Genomic DNA, 17073 nt, shown 5'->3' with positions numbered 1-17073 from the left:
CCTTTCCTTTCTGCGTCCAAGCCACCGAAGCAAACGTCCGCTGATTACCCATCACCGCACCTCCTCATCCGCCACTCAACCAGTTCCTTTGTACACCAATCGATCAACTTATGCAGAGGTTCCCTAGCGGGTGTCGGAGTATATGCGTTTGAGACGAGCAGGCGCCACACCCATCAGGTACATCGCGCGAATCAGCCACATCCTGACGATGGTACGCAGCACTCCGTCGCGGTTCCATCTCCGCGCAGACGTTGTCACGCGGGCGCGCAGACAGGCAACGCGTCCTGAGCGCTTGAGCCGTCGCGCGAATTCGAGATCTTCGCATAGCTCCAGCTCGGGGAAGCCGCCGAGGCGATCGAAGACGTCGCGCCGCACGAAGATGGCCTGATCGCCGGTGCCGGTGCGGCTGATTCGCGAGCGCAGGCTGATCATCGCGCCAATAATCCGGTAGGGGATGGCGCTCGAGTCGAGTTTCACGTCGAATCGTCCGCCGACCACCGCGGGATCGGACAATGCCGATGCGATGTCAGCGGCAAAGGTCGATGGCACTAGTGTATCTGCGTGGACGAAAACCAATGCGCCGCCGTGCGATTCGCGCGCGCCCGCGTTCATCTGGTGCGCCCGGCCGCGCGATGCGCCAATCACCGTGTCGCACAATGGTTGTGCGATGGCGACGCCGGCGTCGATGCTGCCGCCGTCAACGACGACGATCTCCGCGTCGGGAGCGCCGCGGCGAAGCGCGCGCAGCGTGCTCGCGATGGCGGCCGCTTCGTTGAGCATCGGCACGATTACCGAAAGCGTTTTCAATTTCCGAATCAATCCACCGGAGGATTCACCAACGGCGACGAGTTTGGCTTGGGCGAATCGACCTTGATGATAACCCGGCGGCCCTGAATCTCGAGACGGCCCTGCTGAAAGAGCGCGATCGCGTGCGGAAAGATGCGATGCTCCTGGAGCAGGATTCGCGCCGCCAGCCGTTGTTCGTCGTCGCCGTGCAGCACGGGCACCGCGGCTTGCACGATCACCGGGCCGACATCGACACCCGCAGTGACGAAGAAAACCGTGCATCCCGCTATCTTGACGCCGTATTCGATCGCGTCCTTGGGCCCGTGAATGCCGGGAAACGACGGCAGCAGGCTGTTGTGGATATTCATGATGCGGCCGGGGAACGCCTCGAGCATCACGGGCGAGAACAGGCGCATGAAGCCCGCCAGCGCGACCAGTTCGACGGAGCGATCGAGAAGCGCGGCGAGGATCGCGCGGTCGAAGTCCTCGCGCGATGCAAACTTGCGATGGTCGATGACCATTGTCTCGATTCCGTGGCGGCGGGCGCGCTCGAGCCCCTGCGCGTCGGCCTGATTCGAGATGACGAGACGGATTTCGGCCTTGAGGTCGCCGTGCAGAATCGCGTCGATTATCGCTTGCAGATTGGTGCCGGCGCCGGAAATCAGGACGCCGAGTTTGACCGTCGGATTTTCCGCCATCGAATTAGCCGCGGCTCAGCGAATTGACACTCCGCGCTTGCCGCGCCTTACTTCGCCGACAACATATGCCCCATATTCGCGGCGGCGCAAATGAGCGACGACGCGGTCGGCCTCGCGCGCGGGCACGATCGCGACCATCCCGAGGCCGTTGTTGAAGGTGCGATCCATCTCGGCGCGGGTGATTTTGCCAAGGCGCTGAATCATGTCGAAAATCGGCGGCGTCGGCCAAACCCCGCGTTCGAGGATTGCGCGGGTGTTTTCGGGCATCACGCGCGGCAGGTTCTCGAGCACGCCGCCGCCGGTGATATTGGCAAGGCCGCTTATCTTGAAGCGCTCGAACAGTTCGACGACGACGCGCGCGTAGATGAGCGTGGGACGCAGGAGTTCCTCGCCGAGCGTGCATCCCAGTTCTGCGATGTTGGAGCCGAGCTTGAGTTTGGCGTGTTCGAGCAGAACGCGGCGCACCAGCGAGAAGCCGTTGGAGTGAAGTCCGCTGGATGCGACTGCGATCAGCACGTCGCCGGCGCGCACATTGGACGGCTTGGGAATTCGCGCGCGTTCGACTATTCCCACCGCGAAGCCGGCCAGGTCGTACTCGCCGGGCTTGTACAATCCGCTGAGCTGCGCCGTCTCGCCGCCGACCAGGCTCATGCCGGCCTGGGCGCATCCGCGAGCGACGCCCTTGACGATGTCGAGCGCGACTTTTTTTTCGAGCTTGCCGGAGCCGATGTAATCGAGAAAGAACAGCGGACGCGCCGCATGGCAGATGATGTCGTTGACGCACATCGCGACGCAGTCGATTCCGACGGTGTCGTGACACCCGGTCTCGAACGCGATCATGAGCTTGGTCCCGACACTGTCGGCGCCCGCGACCAGGACCGGCGCGCGCATCTTGCGCGCGGCGTTGAGTCCGACCAGCGCGCCGAATCCGCCGACCCCGCCGATCACATGCGCGCCGGCCGTGGTCCGGGCGATCGAACCGAAAAGCGGAATCAGGCTCTGCTTCAGCGCGATATCGACGCCGGCCGCTTTGTAGGTCATCCCGGCGGGCGCCATCAGGCCGATTTCCTCCGCCGCGCCACCATCGACGCGCGAAAGGCGGGCTGGCCGCCTAAAGAAGCAGTCAACCCTTCGCGGTATTCCTCGATCTCGAGTTCGCCGGCGAGCGCGCGAAGCTCTCCGTGACCGAGCAGAAAGCGCGGATCGTGTGGAGGATTGATCGCAGCCTGGTCAACCAGGAACGTAGCGGCGATCAAAATGCCGCCGGGTCTGAGCGCCCGGACAAATTTCGGGAACAGCGCGCGGTCAAGGAAGTTTATATTCACGATGACGTCGAAAGATTCGTCCTTGAGATGAAAGCTATCCAAGTTTGCGACCATGGGCCAGATGGCCAGTCGCGCGGTCCGCGCAGTCGCGGCGACGCTGCGCATCGCTTCCTTGGAGCGATCAACCGCGACCACCCGCATGCCCGCCCGTGCGAGCGCGAGCGCGTTGCGTCCGCGTCCTGCGGCGATGTCGAGCGCGACGCCGCCGCGCGGCAATCGCGCGAGCATCGCGGCCAGGAACGGCTCGGCTTCGCCGGGCGGCTGGCCGCGATGGCGTTCATCCCAGTCGACGGGTTGCGGTCCGCTCATAGCACGCGCGCGAGCGTGAATACATCCACGCAAGCGGCGCCTGCCGCGATCAGCACGCGCGCGCATTCATCGACCGTGGCGCCCGTGGTCATCACGTCGTCCACGATCAGCACGCGGCGATTCCTGACACGTTCGGGATTCGTGACCGTGAACGCGCGGCGCACGTTCTTGACGCGCTCGTCGTGGTGACGCGAGGTCTGCGGCATGGTGAAGCGCCTGCGCGACATCGCGGTGGTATCCAGCGGGAGATCGAGCCGCCGTGCGACTTCGCCGGCGAGCAGCGCGGCCTGGTTGAATCCGCGCCACCACAAGCGCCGCCAATGCAGCGGCACCGGGATGACCACATCGTAGTCCTCAGCCGACACTGGCAGCTCGTCGCCCAAGTATTGCGCCAGTGCGCGCCCGACGGATTGATCGAGGCCGTACTTGTGACGGCGAATCAGCGCGGGCAGGCTGCCGGGTTCGTCCTCGGCGGTGGTTCGATAGCGCGCGATAGTGCGAGCGATTCGATAGCGTGGCGGATGCGCGAGGCATCGGGCGCATCGCGTCGCATCGCTGACGGCGGACTCGAGCGGTCCGCCGCACACTTCGCAGCGCGGCTCGGGCATCCGCTCGACTCGCGCGATGCATCGAGCGCAAACGCGCTGTCGCTGTCCGGCTTCGGATGCAAGCCGCGCTGCGCATGCCGAGCATCGCGGTGGATACAGAAAGTCGAGCACCTGGGCGAGCGCGGCCATATATGATTGATGCGTCCGACGGCGCCGAAACTCAAGCCCGCGGGGTTGGCTGTTGCGCGGCCGTTTGAGTGCGAAGTCAATTTGCCGGATGTGGTATAGAGAAAGTGATTTGAGCGCCGCTCACCGCAGTGAGAACAGACACGGGGAGTTGATGCGATGGCGATTACAGGAACACTCGAAGATCGCGAGGAAGTTCGCGCGCTGCACGCGCGCTATTGCCTGACGATCGACGGCGGCCGCTACGATGAATGGATCGATTGCTTCACTGAGGACGGCGTCTTCGAGAGCCCGCGCTTCGGCAAGCACAGCGGACGCGACGGCCTCAAGCATTTCGCGGCGCTGTACAAGGAATCACTCGGCGGCGCGCAGGTGCTCCACGTGGTCGCCAATCCTGCCTTCGAACTCGACGGCGCCGGCGGCGCCGGTACCACCTACCTGCTCTATTACCACTGCAAGGACGGGCGGGTGCAGCAATCGACGGTTGGGTATTTCACGGACAAGCTGCGCAAGACGCCCGCGGGATGGCGCTTCGCCAGCCGTCGACTGACGATCCTCGGGCATCACTGAAACCCGCAAACTAGACCCGGAATTTTCGTTTTGATAAAAACTCTTCAGTTTCCAGCTCTCGTTCAATGGCAGGTTGAGGGTTAATTATGGAGCAATCGACAGGTGACCTGATCGGGCGGCTTTCACGGCTGGAACTGCAACAGGCTAAACTCCAGCGCAGCAACAAGCACCTGCGGCTGATGACCGGCGCGTTGCTGCTTCTCTGCGGTGCGCTGTTCACGATGGCGGAGACGAGTTCGGCGGTACCGGAAACGCTCGAGGCGCAACAATTCCTGCTGCGCGACAGCACCGGCAAGCTCCGTGCCGCGATGGGCGTGACATCCGACGGCGCAGTGGGATTCAACCTTGAAGACTCCACCGGCCGTACCCGCCTGACCATTGACCTCGCTGCGAACGGCACGCCAGGTTTGGACCTCTTCGATAAGGATGGCAAGATGCGCGTGACCATGGCGCTGGGGACGGCCGGTGAACCCGGACTCGGTCTCTACGATCCCAATGGCCATCTGCGAACCAGCCTGGATGTTCCAGCGGCCCAGACTCCCGGTTTGGCGTTCTATCGTGATGACGGCAAGCCGGCTTGGGGAGCTCCCTAAAGTGCGCTCACAACAAAAGAGATCCTTTGTCTCGGTCTGCTCGATCGGAGCACTCATTCTGCTTGGAATAGTCGCCTGCACCGCGAGCGGATGCTTTCCTGTTTATGGTGGCGGCTATGGCTACCCAGAATACGGCTATGCGCCATACTGGGGTTGGTGGGGCTGGGGCTATCCCGGCTTCCGCGTCCACCATCCGTGGGAAGAACATCACGGCGACGGCCATCATACGGAGTTCTATCACGGCGGCGGCGTCGGACATGAGGCCGGCGGCGGCTTCCACGGTGGTGGTGGTGGCGTTCACGGTGGTGGCGGCGGCGGGGGCCATCGTTGAGCCACCGCATGCGATCCTCGGGCATCACTGAGATTCTCCAGCCCGCGTAAAATAGTGCGGCGCCGAATCGCGATGCGATCCGGCGCCGTTTTTTCGTGTCGCTGATTACCCTGCTAGAAGGCGGCGTACCACGGCACTTCGTGCGGATTCTGCACTTCCCAATTGATATTGAACGCCTGCAGGATCGTGCCGTCGTTGTGGGCGAGCGCGAGCTTGGCGTTTTCGAGATCGACTTCGGCCTGCACCTGGTCGCCCTCGGCGCTCACTTCCTCTTCCTGGAATTGCAGCAGGTCGTGCGTGGTCGCCATTCCGACCCGGAACATCACTTGCTCATCGTGGAGCGCCTGGCGAGCGTAGTAAGTTGCCGAGGCAGTCGCGGCCGCGCGTTTATAGTCGGCATACAGATTAGAGATCGCGCTCTCCACATTGACGACCGCTTGCGACAGCGCCGCTCGATACTGTACCCGCTGCTGTTCGTATTGTATGCGAGCCTGCGCCAGAGCGGCGCGCGGAATGGCGTTGTCCAGCGGCATCTGGAACGACAGCACGGCGGCGTAGTTGTAATAGCTGAAGCCCCACAGGCGATCGAGCGCGTCGCCATAGATTCCGCCTAACGGCGCCCTGGCGCCGGCTTTGTCATCGCAGTTTCCCTGTCCAGGCGTGATGAATTTGGTCACACAAGGCGTGTATCCGGCGACCGCAGTCAGGCCGAATTGCGCGCCCAGGTTGAGCTGCGGCAGAACCTGGTTCTCCGAGTACTTCACCTGCAGCAACGCGTCGCGAATCGCCTCGCGCATATTGCCCAGGGAAGGCAGGTACTGCACGGCCAGCTCGAGCGCGCGCTCCTCATCGATGACGATCTGCTCCTTGGGGTTGGTCCGCGTGAGCGGCTGGATTTGCTCGGGCAGGAAGGTGCCGTACGGATTGAGCATCACGTCCTGGCGGAGCTGGACGCGGGAATTTTTCAGGTTGGCTTCGGCGGTGTACACGTTGGCCTCCGCAGTGGCGGCCGCGGACTGCGCTTCCTGCAGGTTGATAGGAGCAAGAGTGCCGACCTTGACGCTGATCGCATTCTGGCGGACCAGGTCGATATTGAAGGTCAGCGCGGCGCGCGCGACCTCGAGATTTTCCTCGGCGAGCACGACGTTCCAGTAATCGCCGCCGATCTTCTGCACGAAATCCTGCAGCGCCTGGCCGTAAGTCCATTGCGCCTGCTTCTGACCCGACTCTGCGATCCGGACGTTGATGGTCGCGAACTCCCAGCCGAAGCTCTGCAGCAATGGCTGTGAGAGCGAGAGTGCGAGGCTGGGCGTGTAGGAAGGATTGACGCCGGCGAAGAGCGAATTCGACAGCGAACGATCGTTGTTGAAAGTCACGCCCCAGGTTCCGTTGGTGATCGCGGAGACTTTGTTGAGGCCGAAGTTCCAATCGTAGAATTTCTGCACGGCGCCGCCGCCGGCACCGGTCTGCAAGGGGGAGGTGACGGGCACGACGCTCTTTTCGACGTCACCCTGCGCGGTAAGGTTCGGATCGAAGCTTCCGTTGGCCTCCCGGACGGTTTCCATCGAGGCGACCGGGTCGAGTTCGGCAGCCTTCAGCGACGGGTTGTTCTGCATCGCGATGTAGATGGCTTCCTTGAGCGTGAGGCCGCGCGCGGTGGGAGTTTCGGAGCGCATGTAGCGCTCGCTGATCAGGTTGTCGGGCGCGATTTCGTTGGTCAGCGACCACTGATGCGCGAAGATGCGCGGCAGATTCAACAAATCATCGTGATGCTCGAACTGGTTGGAGGCGCTGGGCGGCACGTTGGCCGGCGGCGGCTCCTGCGGCCCGACCGGCACGGACCGCATCTGAATCGGTCCGGTCAGATCCGGCGGCGGCAACGGCGTGGTGGGCAGCGAGCCGGTCACGTTGAGCTGATCCTGGGCAAATCCGATCGAGGCTGCGAGCATCAGCAGGGAAATGGTCAGCATCGCAAAAGACACCCATTTACTTCTCGACATACAAATGAACCTCCTTGGTACTGTTGCCATCGCCGGCGATGGCCCGCCACTTCCGCACACGCCGATTATGCAATTTGACTCAGCAGTTTGGGTTCGATTTGCCAACGCCGAATCGAACTGAAGCGCTTGCGCGGCGCCAACTAGCCCGCGATTATAGCCAAGGCGGCCCGCCTTGTCTTCCGTAATCGAAGGCGGCTGGATTTCTTCGCGAGTCGCACTTGGAGATGGTATGCGCGCTGTCAGGCTGGTAATCGCAGTACTCATCGTGTCCCCGATCCTTATGCTGGCGCTCAGCGAGTCAAGACTCGCGCGGCAGCCATTCGCGCAAGTTACCGCGGCGCCGGGACCGGTGCCACTGACTGCACCCGTGGCTCCCGGTCAGCCGCAGGCCTTCGCGACGATCGGAACGCTGCCTGCTCTCGCGGCGGCGCCGGGAACTTCGCCTGCAGCAGTTGCGGCCGCGGCGCCGACGCCACGCGCATTTCGATGCACCTGTTCGGCGCCGGGAAGCGGGACCCAATGGGCCGGCGTCGTTTCGTCGTCCAGCTATGTTCTTGCCAGCCAGTCTGCGCGCGGGCAGTGCGCCACCTACTTGTCGAACGAGAACCAGCAGTCGGCGTACATGGTGCCGGAAGGAGCTTCGCCGAACTCGGGAAAGCCAACGATCTACAATGGCACGGCGTTCACGCAGCGCACGCAGGTGTCAAGCGCGGTGATAGGGATCCGTCCAAACTTGCAGGAAGAATCGCAGCTAACGACCGGATGCGTTTCAAATTGCGTGTGCGCGCGATGTGCCTGCAACTGAGGCGTTGGCGGCCTTGCTGTTCCCGGGCTAATCGATAAGCTTCTTCAGATCCGGCGGGACAGGCGCAATCACTTTGACGTGGCCGACCGCCGGCGAGTCGAACGCTAGCTCGCATAGATGCAGCCAGAAGCGCCCGGGCGCGAGCGTCGCGATCGCGGGGCCGCCATAAAGCGTGTCGCCAACTATAGGATGGCCGAGGCTGGCCAGATGCACGCGAATCTGATGGCGGCTGCCGGTCTTCGGCGCGACTGACAACAGCGTGAACTCGCCAATGCGCCGGATTGGCTCGGCGAGCGTAGTCGCGGCGCGCCCGGCGCGTTTCGGATTCGCACTGGAGGGATCGCCGACGACCATCTTGCGCGCGTTTTTGGCGTGATGCGCGATCGGCGTGTCGATCTGAATCTTGCGCTCGAGCGATCCCGCGACCAGCGCCTCATAGCGGCGTGCGATTCGCCCCGCGCGAATCGCGTCGCGCAGTTTCTCGAACGCGCGGCGATTGCGCGCGATCAGCAGCGCGCCCGAAGTGCCGTTGTCCAGCCGATGCACCAGTCCGCCTTCGAGCGGCTTTTCGCCGGCGGTCGCGGTATCCGGGAATCGCGCGACGATCGCATTCATGACAGTGTCGCGCTCTCCCGCCTGGATCGGATGACAGGGAATGCCGCCGGGTTTGTTCACGACGATCACGGCCGCATCTTCATGCAGAACTTCGAGCGCGAGGCCGGCATTCGGCTCGATAGCCGCGCGGCGATCCGCGGCGGCAACTTCAACCCGATCCTCGGCGCCGACGATTTCGCTTTTCTTCGAGCCCCGTCCGTTGATTCGCACCATCCCGCGCTCGACCAGCTCCTGTGCCACGCGCCGCGAGGGCGCCAAGCCGGTCCGCACGAGGTAATGATCGAGGCGTTCCTTTATTGCGTCCTGCAAGGGCACGCACGTCCTGCAAGGAGTCAACGGCTCGCGGAATTGCCGGTTGGAATCGGCGGGGCCGGGGGCCGATTGTACACGGAAAATTGAAGGGTCGCGGCGTAAAGCAGAATCCCAAGCAGAATTACTGCGGTGAGTACATCTACGAAGCTGAGTTGCGTTGCGCCCCGCGCCAGACGATTAAATCCCCGCATACTTCCTCCTTGCCAATTCACCAAACTACACTCCCGCGGCAGCGCGCAAAACCGAGCGGGCCTCGCGGCCATGTTCGGGCAACCCGAACAAGCGCCGGAGCTCGCGGCCGGTCTCGGACTTCTCGCACGCCGCGATGTCGAGGGGAGAACCGGCCGCCACGATCCGCCCGCCCTCGTCGCCGCCACCGGGTCCGAGATCAATGACATAGTCGGCGTTCGCGATGAACTCGAGGTTGTGCTCGATCACGACCAGCGTGTTGCCTTCGGTGACCAGCCGGTTGAGCACTTTGATCAAGCGCTTGATGTCGGTCGAGCTGAGCCCGGTGGTCGGCTCGTCGAGGATGAACATCCGCGGCAGATGCCTCCCGTGTTCTCCCGCCGGCACGGGTTCGAGATCGGCCAGCAGAAATCGCGCGAGCTTGAGGCGCTGCGCCTCGCCGCCCGACAGCGTCGAGGTGGTCTGCCCGAGCCGGATGTAGCCGAGGCCGGCCGCAATCAGCGCGTCGAGCCGCTTGACGATGGCGGGATGACGGATGAAAAACGCGCGCGCGTCCTCCACGGTAAGGTCGAGCACCTGGGCGATGTTTAAGTCGCGCAGTCTGATCGCGAGAATGTGGCTCTGGAAGCGGCGGCCGTCGCACGCCTCGCATTTCACCTCGAGGTCCGCCATGAAATGCATCTCGATCGTGATAGTGCCCATGCCGCGGCATTTTTCGCATCTTCCGCCCGTGACGTTGAACGAAAAATGCCGCGCCTGCACGCCCAGGCGGCGCGCTTCGGGACTGGCGGCGAACAGCTTGCGGATTTCGTCGTAGATTTTCAGATAGGTCGCCGGATTCGAGCGCATCGAGCGCGCCGGCAATTCCTGTCCCATGTGCACCATGTCGCCGATCAGCTCGAAGCCGTCGATCCGATCGCATTCGCCGGGCTCCACCGAGGTATTGCCCGAGCGGCGCAGATAATTGTTGTAGAGAACGTCCTCGACCAGCGTCGATTTTCCCGATCCTGAAACCCCGGTGACGCAAACCATCCGCCCGGCCGGGATTGCCGCGTCGAGGCCGGCCAGATTGTGCTCGCGCGCGCCGGCGATTCGAATCGCGGGATCGCGCCTGGTGAATTTGCGCCGCTTGGCCAGCGCCCGCATCAGCAGCACGCGTCCCGGCGACGACGCCATGCTGTCAAGATTCGCCTTCGCCGGCGGACCCGAGTACGTGAGTTCTCCACCCTCGCTGCCGCCGCCCGGGCCGAGCTCGACGACGTGATCGGCGCCCGCGATCATCGCCGGGTCATGTTCCACGACGATGACCGTGTTGCCGAAGTCGCGCAGACTGTGCAACACCGCGAGCAGTCTCCTTGCGTCCGCGGCGTGCAGGCCGACCGTCGGCTCGTCCAGCGCATACAGCGTCCCGACCAGCACGCTGCCGAGCGCGCTGGCGAGATGAATCCGCTGCGCCTCGCCGCCGGACAGCGTGCGCGCCTGCCGCTCGACCGTCAGGTAGCCGAGCCCCACCTCGACCAGGTAGCCGACGCGATTGCGCAGCTCGCGTATCACGACGGCCGCGCGCGTGGCGACTTCGGGGATCGATCCGATCTTGTCGAGCCACAGGACGAGGTCGCGGATCGAGAGCCGCCCGACGCCGGCAATCGACAGGCCGTCCACGAGCACGTTAAGCGCCTCGGTCTTCAGCTTGGCGCCGCCGCAGGCGGGGCAGATGACGAAGCGGCGATACTTCGCCAGCAGGATTCGGACGTGAGTCTTGTAGCGGCGGCCCTCGAGCCACTTGAAGAAGCCCCGCACCCCCGGCCATTTGTCTTCATCCCATTTCGCGCGCGGACCCTCGTCACCGTCGAGCAGCCAGACGCGCTCCTCGTCGGTCATCTCGCCAAAGGGCGCCGAGGTGCGGATTTTTCTGCGCCGCGCCAGCTTCAGCATCCACTCGTTCATCTCGCGATAGGCGGGAGTCCGCCACGGCGCGACCAACCCATTGCGGATCGACAGATTCGGATTCGGAATCACCTTGTCGAGATCGAGTTCGACCGTGCGGCCGAAGCCTTCGCATTCGGGACACGCGCCGATTGGACTGTTCGATGAAAACAGCGCCGTGGTCGGCTCGGTAAACGCGGTCGCGCAGCGCGAGCAGTTGAAGCGCCGGTCGAAATCGATCGCGCCGACGCTGTGCGTATTGCCATTATCGCGCTCGACGCGGACGGCCCGCGCGCGTCCGCCGCCCAGGTAGAAGGCTTTTTCGAGCGCCTCGCGCACGCGTTCGATTTCGGCTTCGCCGCTTACCGAGATGCGATCGATGACGACCATCATAGGACTGTTCGGCTGCGCCGCGGGACTGTTCGAATCCGGCCGGGAGGCGTCGAGCTGTGCTTCGGCGGCGATGGCGCGTGCGGCGAACTCCGTGGTCTCGGTGATCGCGTCGTTGGCGTACAGGCGATGGTAACCGTTCTGAATCAGGTAGCCGGCCGCGTCGGCAATCGAGCGCGAACCCGCCTCGAAGGGCGCCAGCACGACGTAGAGTCCGGGCGCGTCGAGGATTCGCGCGCCGGCGCTCTCGACGGTGTCGCGGCTCACTTCGCCGCCGCATCGTGGACAAATGGTGTGACCGACGGTCGCGAACAGCAGGCGGAGATAGTCGCTGATTTCGGTGACGGTGCCGACCGTCGAGCGCGCATTCTTGATGGTGTTCTTCTGGCGCAGCGCGAGCGCCGGCGGAATCTGGGAAATAGCATCGACGTCCGGCCGCTCCATCCGCTCCAGGAACAGCCGCGCGTAGGTCGAAAGGCTCTGCACGTAGCGCCGCTGACCCTCGGCATACACGGTGTCGAAAACCAGACTCGATTTGCCCGACCCCGACACTCCCGTGACTACCGTCAGCCGGTTGTGGGGAATTTCGAGCGAAATATCAGCCAGGTTGTGAGTGCGCGCGCCCCGGATACTGATTGAGCGATCCAAGCTTGTTCCCAGCCGCTTACCGAGGGTCAGCGATCGGCCGCGCCTTTCTTTTGCGCTCGCCCGGAAATTCGTCGGCGACTTTTGCGTACAACTCGGCAAGCTGGACGTCGAACTTCGCCTCGATGCGCCGGGTTTCGGCCTCGCGTTCGGCAGCCGGGATCGGTGCGAGCCGCGCCAGTTCCTCGCCGAGCCGTTGCATCAGGCGATTTCGCGCCACCAGATATTCGTATCCGTTCATAGGCGCTCTAAAACCTCAAATTCCAAAGATCAGAATTATAGGTTATCCTGCGCCCAGCGAACAACCCGCACCCTCGCGGCCGGCCACTTTGACATGGAAGCCCACACTGAATCATCGCCCGCCTCCAGCGCCGTCGAAATTCTTCGGGCGTGGCCCGATGCCGCTCTTTGCCACGGATTTATCGGGCGCACCGGTGGCGTCAGCACGGGCGCGTTCGCCTCGATGAATCTTTCCTATTGGGTCGGCGACGACGAACGTGCCGTCGATGCCAACTGGGAGCGCTTGCGTCGCGAGGCGCCGGACCTGAAGCTGGTGGCGAGGCTGAACCAGGTGCATGGCGACGTCATTCACGCCGCGACTCGCGACACCGCGACGCTTCGGCCGGCGGGCGACGGGCTCGTCACTGCCGAGCCCGGCGTCATCCTGGGAATATACACCGCCGACTGCGTGCCGGCGCTGATGGTCGATTCGAAACGAAAAATAGCCGGCGCGTTCCACGGCGGATGGCGTGGCGTTATTGCGGATATCGCCGGCGCCGGCGTCCGCGCGATGGTCAAGCTCGGTGCTCGCGCCTCCGATATTCACGCCGCGATGGGACCGTCGATCGGGCTGTGTTGTTTCGAGGTTGACGCCGAGCTTGGCGATCGCTTTGCCCGCGAGATTGCCGGCGCGCGGAGTCATACGAGGGCAGGGCGCCCCGGCAAAGCCTTTATCGACTTGCGCGCTGTCGTGCGGGACCAGCTCGAACGCGCGGGACTCGCCGCCGCGAACATCGCGAGCGTCGGTCCGTGCACTCGCTGCGCCTCCGATCGATTCTTTTCACGGCGCGCGGCCGGCGGGATGACAACCGGCCTTCAGATGAGCTATGTCGGCTTTGATGCGTAGCCATATGCCGCAGCGTAAACCAAAGAAGCATCGCGCGGGCGGATTGATCGCGAAAATCCGCAAGCCGATGGCGCCGCCGTCGCGCATCATCGACGACCCGACCAAATACAAGCGCGAGCGCGAATTGGAAGAACTCCGCCGCCAGGAAAAATCCGGGAATTCCTGATGCCAACGCCCGTCAGCGGACAGATTCGAGTCGGAATTATCGGCGCCGGTCTCATCGGCCAGACGCATTCGATGATGCTCCGCTACGTCGCCGATCGCACCGAGCAAAGTGTCCGCGTGGTCTCCGTCGCCGACGTATCGCATCCGGCGGCCGAGCGACTCGCGGCCAGATGGGATGGCGCGCGCGCTCTCGAGTCGGCCGAAGAGATAATCGCGGATTCATCGATCGACGCGGTATGGATTTGCACGCCGACCGCGATGCATCGCCAGGCCTGTATTGCCGCCGCGCGCGCCGGCAAGCATATTTTCTGCGAGAAGCCGCTGGCGATGACCGCGGCGGAAGCATCCGAGATGGCCGCCGCGATCAAAACTTCCGGCGTGACAAGCCAGGTGGGCCTCGTGCTGCGATTTTCGCCCGTTTACAACGTGATCAAAGCGATGTTCAAGGAGCCGGACGCGGGGATACTGCTCAGCATCACGATGCGCGACGATCAGGATTTTCCGACGCGCGGCGCGCATGCGAGCGCGTGGCGCAACGATGCGTCGCTGACCGCCGGCGGCACGCTCATCGAGCACAGCGTTCATGACTTCGATCTGCTGACGTGGATGTTCGGGCCGGTCACGAGCCTCTACTGCCGCACCCGCAACGTGAACGGGATGGATGGAGTTGAAGACTTCGGCGCGACCGCGATGGAATTTGCGGGCGGCTTTCACGCCCAACTCACTTCGGTATGGCATCGGATGATCGGACGCCCGAGCAATCGAAGGCTTGAAGTTTTCGCCGAGAATCTGTTTGCTGCTTCCGACGCCGACACGCTCGGGCCGATCATTTTTCAGCGCGGGTCCGGCGCCAAAGAGGAGACCGTCAGCGAGACCGAAGTGATGGCCCGATTCACCGAAAAGATTCTGCGCGAGCGGCCCTACCTGGCGCTAATCAAGGACTGGTTGGCGATTCCGTACGCCGCCGAAGATGCGACCTTTGTGGCCGCGCTCAAGGGAGCGTGCGAGCCGGACCCCGAATTTGCGGCCGGGGTGGCAGCGCAGCGGATGGTGGAAGCGGCATATCAGTCGGCGCGCTTGCGGGCTGCGGTGCCTGTCAAAACTTAAAGCGTTACTTTAATCGAGGATGGGGTCCAATTTATGATCGACTTTGAACTCAGCGAAGAACAGCAGATGATCCGCGACAGCGTCGGCGCCTTCGCGCGCGACGAGATTCGTCCCGCCGCGCGACCCGCCGACGAAAGCGGCGCTATTCCCGCCCCGCTGGTGGCCAAGGCGTGGCAATTCGGATTTGTCAGCGGCGCTATCCCGGAGAAATTCGGCGGCGGGGGCGATGCCCGCTCGGCGGTGACCGGCGCGATCGTCGCGGAAGAACTCGGCTTCGGCGATCTTTCGATCGCAATCCACGTGCTCGCGCCGCGGCTGTTCGCGTACCCGATCGTCGATATGGGCACCGACGATCAGCGCGCCAAATATTTGAAGCGATTCTCCGGTGCGGACTTCGCCGCCGCGACCGCGGCCGTGATGGAGCCTCGCTTCGATTTCGATCTCTCGGCGCTGCAAGTCTCGGCCCGGCGCGACGGCGGCGGATTCGTCCTGAACGGCGCCAAGTGTTACGTGCCGCTCGCGGCCGAATCCGATTCGATGCTGGTCTATGCGGCAACTGACGCCGCCAAGGGTTTTGCAGGCGTGGACGGCTTCATCGTTCCGCGCGCCGCCGCCGGCGTGACGGTCTCGGAACGCGAAAAAAACATGGGCCTCAAAGCGCTCGCGACTTACGAACTGACGCTCAAAGATTGCCGCGTCGGCGCCGATGCGCGCGTGGGCGGCGACAAGGGCATCGACTTTTCGCGGCTGATGAGCCAGTCGCGGGTCGCGTTTGCCGCGCTGGGCGTCGGGGTGATGAATGCCGCGTTCGAATACGCCCGCGACTACGCCAAGGAGCGCAAGGCGTTCGGCGTGCCGATCGCGACCAAACAGGCGATCGCGTTTATCCTGGCCGACATGGCAATTGAAATCGACGCGGCGCGCCTGCTGGTGTGGGAAGCGGCCTTCAAATTGGACAAGGGCGGCGACGGCTTGAGGGAAAGCTACCTGGCCAAGAATTATGTCGCGCAGAGTGCGCTCAAATTGACCGACAACGGCGTCCAGGTGCTCGGCGGCCACGGTTACATCCGCGAGCACCCGGTCGAGATGTGGCTGCGCAATGCGCGCGGTTTTTCCGCAATCGATGGGATCGCAACGGTCTAGGGCGCTACGGAGAAAAAATCATGATCGATTTTGAACTCGAACCACAAGTATTGAACCAGCTCAAGATGTACCACATGGTCTCGGAGCAGATGATGCGTCCGATCTCGCGCGATTGCGACGAGCACGAGCATCAAAAACCAACCCAATTTTACGAGTCGATGTGGGCGGCATCGGCTGCCGCCGCCGACATTCAGATCGGCCACGACAAAAGCAAAAAGCCTGACGCATCGAAACCCGCGGCCCCTCGGCGCGCCAATCTGCTCACCGTCCTCAGCACCGAGGAACTGTGCTGGGGCGACGCCGGGCTTTACCTTTCGACCCCCAATCCGGGACTCGGTGGCGCGGCGGTGATGGCGGCGGGAACGCCCGACCAGAAGGAGCGGTTTCTTAAGCGCTTCAAGGAAGGCAAGCCCAAGTGGGGCGCGATGGCGATTACGGAGCCCGGCTTCGGTTCCGATTCGTCGGCGGTCGCGACCACGGCAACCCGCGACGGCGACAATTGGGTCCTCGACGGCACGAAAATCTTCGTCACCGCCGGCCAGATGGCGGCCGAGAAATCCGATGGCTTTGTGGTGGTGTGGGCCACAGTCGACAGGAGCGCGGGACGCGCCGGCATCAAGCCGTTCATCGTCGAGCACAACACGCCCGGCATGTCGGTGACCAGGGTCGAGAACAAACTCGGCATTCGCGCGTCCGACACCGCCATGATCGTTTTGGACAACTGCCGGATTCCGCTCGACCAAATTTTGGGCAGCGCTGAAGTCCGCAAAGAAGGCGGCTTCAAGGACGTGATGGCGACCTTCGATGCGACGCGGCCGATCGTTGCGGCCATGGCACTCGGAGTGGGACGCGCGGCGCTGGACTTCGTGCGCGACTTTCTCAAGCAACAGAACGTGGCAATCCGCTACGGAATATCGCCGCGGCGACTGACCGCCGTCGAACGCGACTTCATGGAGATGGAAGTGCAGCTGCAGGCGGCGCGCTTGCTCACATGGCGGGCCGCCTGGATGCTCGATACCGGCAAGCGCAACAGCCTCGAGGCCTCGATGGCAAAGGCGAAGGCAGGCCTGGCGGTCACGTTGATCACGCAGAAGGCGGTAGAGTTGCTGGGGCCGCTGGGCTACTCGCGCAAAATCCTGGTCGAGAAATGGATGCGCGATGCGAAGATCAACGACATCTTCGAAGGTACGCAGCAGATCAACATGATAATTATCGCGCGTCGAATCCTGAACTACAGCAGCAAGGAATTGAACTAGAATCGCGCGTCTTGAAACTACGAGCGCCGCTGGAACATTCCGGCGGCG

18 protein-coding genes are annotated in these 17073 nt (G+C 63.5%); 9 read left to right on the top strand and 9 right to left on the bottom strand.

The window, feature by feature from the left end:
• Positions 1-123 precede the first annotated feature (123 nt).
• From ABR989_RS13685 to ABR989_RS13665, 5 genes are read right to left on the bottom strand one after another with little or no spacing between them, the layout of a single operon-like run.
• Positions 124-807: a TIGR04283 family arsenosugar biosynthesis glycosyltransferase gene (locus tag ABR989_RS13685; RefSeq protein WP_428129532.1), complete on the bottom strand. Its 684-nt coding sequence runs from the start codon at positions 805-807 to the stop codon at positions 124-126.
• A gap of 8 nt (positions 808-815) precedes the next feature.
• The gene (gene purN, locus ABR989_RS13680; protein WP_428129530.1) at positions 816-1484 is read right to left on the bottom strand and encodes a phosphoribosylglycinamide formyltransferase; all 669 of its coding nucleotides are present in this window, start codon (positions 1482-1484) and stop codon (positions 816-818) included.
• Positions 1485-1499: 15 nt separating this feature from the next.
• A complete protein-coding gene (gene purM, locus ABR989_RS13675; protein WP_428129527.1) occupies positions 1500-2540 on the bottom strand; it encodes a phosphoribosylformylglycinamidine cyclo-ligase in 1041 nt (346 codons plus the stop codon).
• A complete protein-coding gene (locus ABR989_RS13670; RefSeq protein ID WP_428129524.1) occupies positions 2540-3118 on the bottom strand; it encodes a class I SAM-dependent methyltransferase in 579 nt (192 codons plus the stop codon). The genes purM and ABR989_RS13670 overlap by 1 nt, the downstream gene beginning before the upstream one ends.
• Positions 3115-3855: a ComFC family protein gene (locus tag ABR989_RS13665; protein ID WP_428129522.1), complete on the bottom strand. Its 741-nt coding sequence runs from the start codon at positions 3853-3855 to the stop codon at positions 3115-3117. The genes ABR989_RS13670 and ABR989_RS13665 overlap by 4 nt, the downstream gene beginning before the upstream one ends.
• 156 nt (positions 3856-4011) lie before the next feature.
• On the opposite strand from ABR989_RS13665, the gene ABR989_RS13660 reads away from it, so the two are divergent.
• The 3 genes from ABR989_RS13660 to ABR989_RS13650 all read left to right on the top strand — a co-directional run bounded on the left by ABR989_RS13660 (position 4012) and on the right by ABR989_RS13650 (position 5346).
• On the top strand, positions 4012-4422 hold the full coding sequence (locus ABR989_RS13660) for a nuclear transport factor 2 family protein (protein WP_428129520.1): 411 nt from the start codon (positions 4012-4014) through the stop codon (positions 4420-4422).
• A gap of 86 nt (positions 4423-4508) precedes the next feature.
• Positions 4509-5015 carry a hypothetical protein gene (locus ABR989_RS13655; RefSeq protein ID WP_428129517.1) on the top strand — a complete coding sequence of 169 codons (507 nt, stop codon included), beginning with the start codon at positions 4509-4511 and terminating at the stop codon, positions 5013-5015.
• A 1-nt stretch (position 5016) separates the two neighbouring features.
• Positions 5017-5346 (top strand): hypothetical protein, encoded by a 330-nt coding sequence (locus tag ABR989_RS13650; protein ID WP_428129515.1) that lies wholly within the window; start codon positions 5017-5019, stop codon positions 5344-5346.
• A 113-nt stretch (positions 5347-5459) separates the two neighbouring features.
• Here ABR989_RS13650 and ABR989_RS13645 read toward each other — a convergent pair whose 3' ends face one another.
• Positions 5460-7316, bottom strand: coding sequence for a TolC family protein (locus tag ABR989_RS13645; RefSeq protein ID WP_428129513.1), 1857 nt, complete (start codon positions 7314-7316; stop codon positions 5460-5462).
• A gap of 259 nt (positions 7317-7575) precedes the next feature.
• Between ABR989_RS13645 and ABR989_RS13640 the strand changes: the two genes are divergently transcribed.
• Entirely contained in the window at positions 7576-8151 is a 576-nt protein-coding gene (locus ABR989_RS13640; RefSeq protein WP_428129511.1) for a hypothetical protein, read from the top strand.
• 27 nt (positions 8152-8178) lie between these two features.
• Here the strand turns inward: ABR989_RS13640 and ABR989_RS13635 are convergent, their stop codons facing one another.
• The 3 genes from ABR989_RS13635 to ABR989_RS13625 all read right to left on the bottom strand — a co-directional run bounded on the left by ABR989_RS13635 (position 8179) and on the right by ABR989_RS13625 (position 12469).
• Entirely contained in the window at positions 8179-9075 is an 897-nt protein-coding gene (locus ABR989_RS13635) for an RluA family pseudouridine synthase (protein WP_428129508.1), read from the bottom strand.
• Positions 9076-9294: 219 nt separating this feature from the next.
• Complete coding sequence (gene uvrA, locus ABR989_RS13630) at positions 9295-12231, bottom strand: excinuclease ABC subunit UvrA (RefSeq protein ID WP_428129506.1); 2937 nt, start codon at positions 12229-12231, stop codon at positions 9295-9297.
• Positions 12232-12247: 16 nt separating this feature from the next.
• The gene (locus tag ABR989_RS13625; RefSeq protein ID WP_428129503.1) at positions 12248-12469 is read right to left on the bottom strand and encodes a hypothetical protein; all 222 of its coding nucleotides are present in this window, start codon (positions 12467-12469) and stop codon (positions 12248-12250) included.
• Between the two features lie 93 nt (positions 12470-12562).
• On the opposite strand from ABR989_RS13625, the gene pgeF reads away from it, so the two are divergent.
• Genes pgeF through ABR989_RS13600 form a run of 5 tightly spaced genes read left to right on the top strand, consistent with a single transcriptional unit; the run spans position 12563 to position 17025 of the window.
• Complete coding sequence (pgeF, locus tag ABR989_RS13620; protein WP_428129501.1) at positions 12563-13354, top strand: peptidoglycan editing factor PgeF; 792 nt, start codon at positions 12563-12565, stop codon at positions 13352-13354.
• Positions 13355-13358: 4 nt separating this feature from the next.
• Complete coding sequence (locus ABR989_RS13615) at positions 13359-13520, top strand: hypothetical protein (protein ID WP_428129499.1); 162 nt, start codon at positions 13359-13361, stop codon at positions 13518-13520.
• Positions 13520-14626, top strand: coding sequence for a Gfo/Idh/MocA family protein (locus tag ABR989_RS13610; protein WP_428129497.1), 1107 nt, complete (start codon positions 13520-13522; stop codon positions 14624-14626). Before ABR989_RS13615 ends, ABR989_RS13610 begins: the two co-directional genes overlap by 1 nt.
• A gap of 33 nt (positions 14627-14659) precedes the next feature.
• Complete coding sequence (locus tag ABR989_RS13605) at positions 14660-15769, top strand: acyl-CoA dehydrogenase family protein (protein WP_428129495.1); 1110 nt, start codon at positions 14660-14662, stop codon at positions 15767-15769.
• Between the two features lie 20 nt (positions 15770-15789).
• Positions 15790-17025: an acyl-CoA dehydrogenase family protein gene (locus ABR989_RS13600; protein WP_428129493.1), complete on the top strand. Its 1236-nt coding sequence runs from the start codon at positions 15790-15792 to the stop codon at positions 17023-17025.
• Positions 17026-17073: the final 48 nt, after the last annotated feature.

The sequence above is a fragment of the Binatus soli (SeqCode) genome (genome assembly GCF_050015535.1).
Taxonomy (GTDB): domain Bacteria; phylum Desulfobacterota; class Binatia; order Binatales; family Binataceae; genus Binatus; species Binatus soli.
Note: the sequence above shows the minus strand (reverse complement) of the source record. Positions and strands in the feature narration are given on the sequence as shown.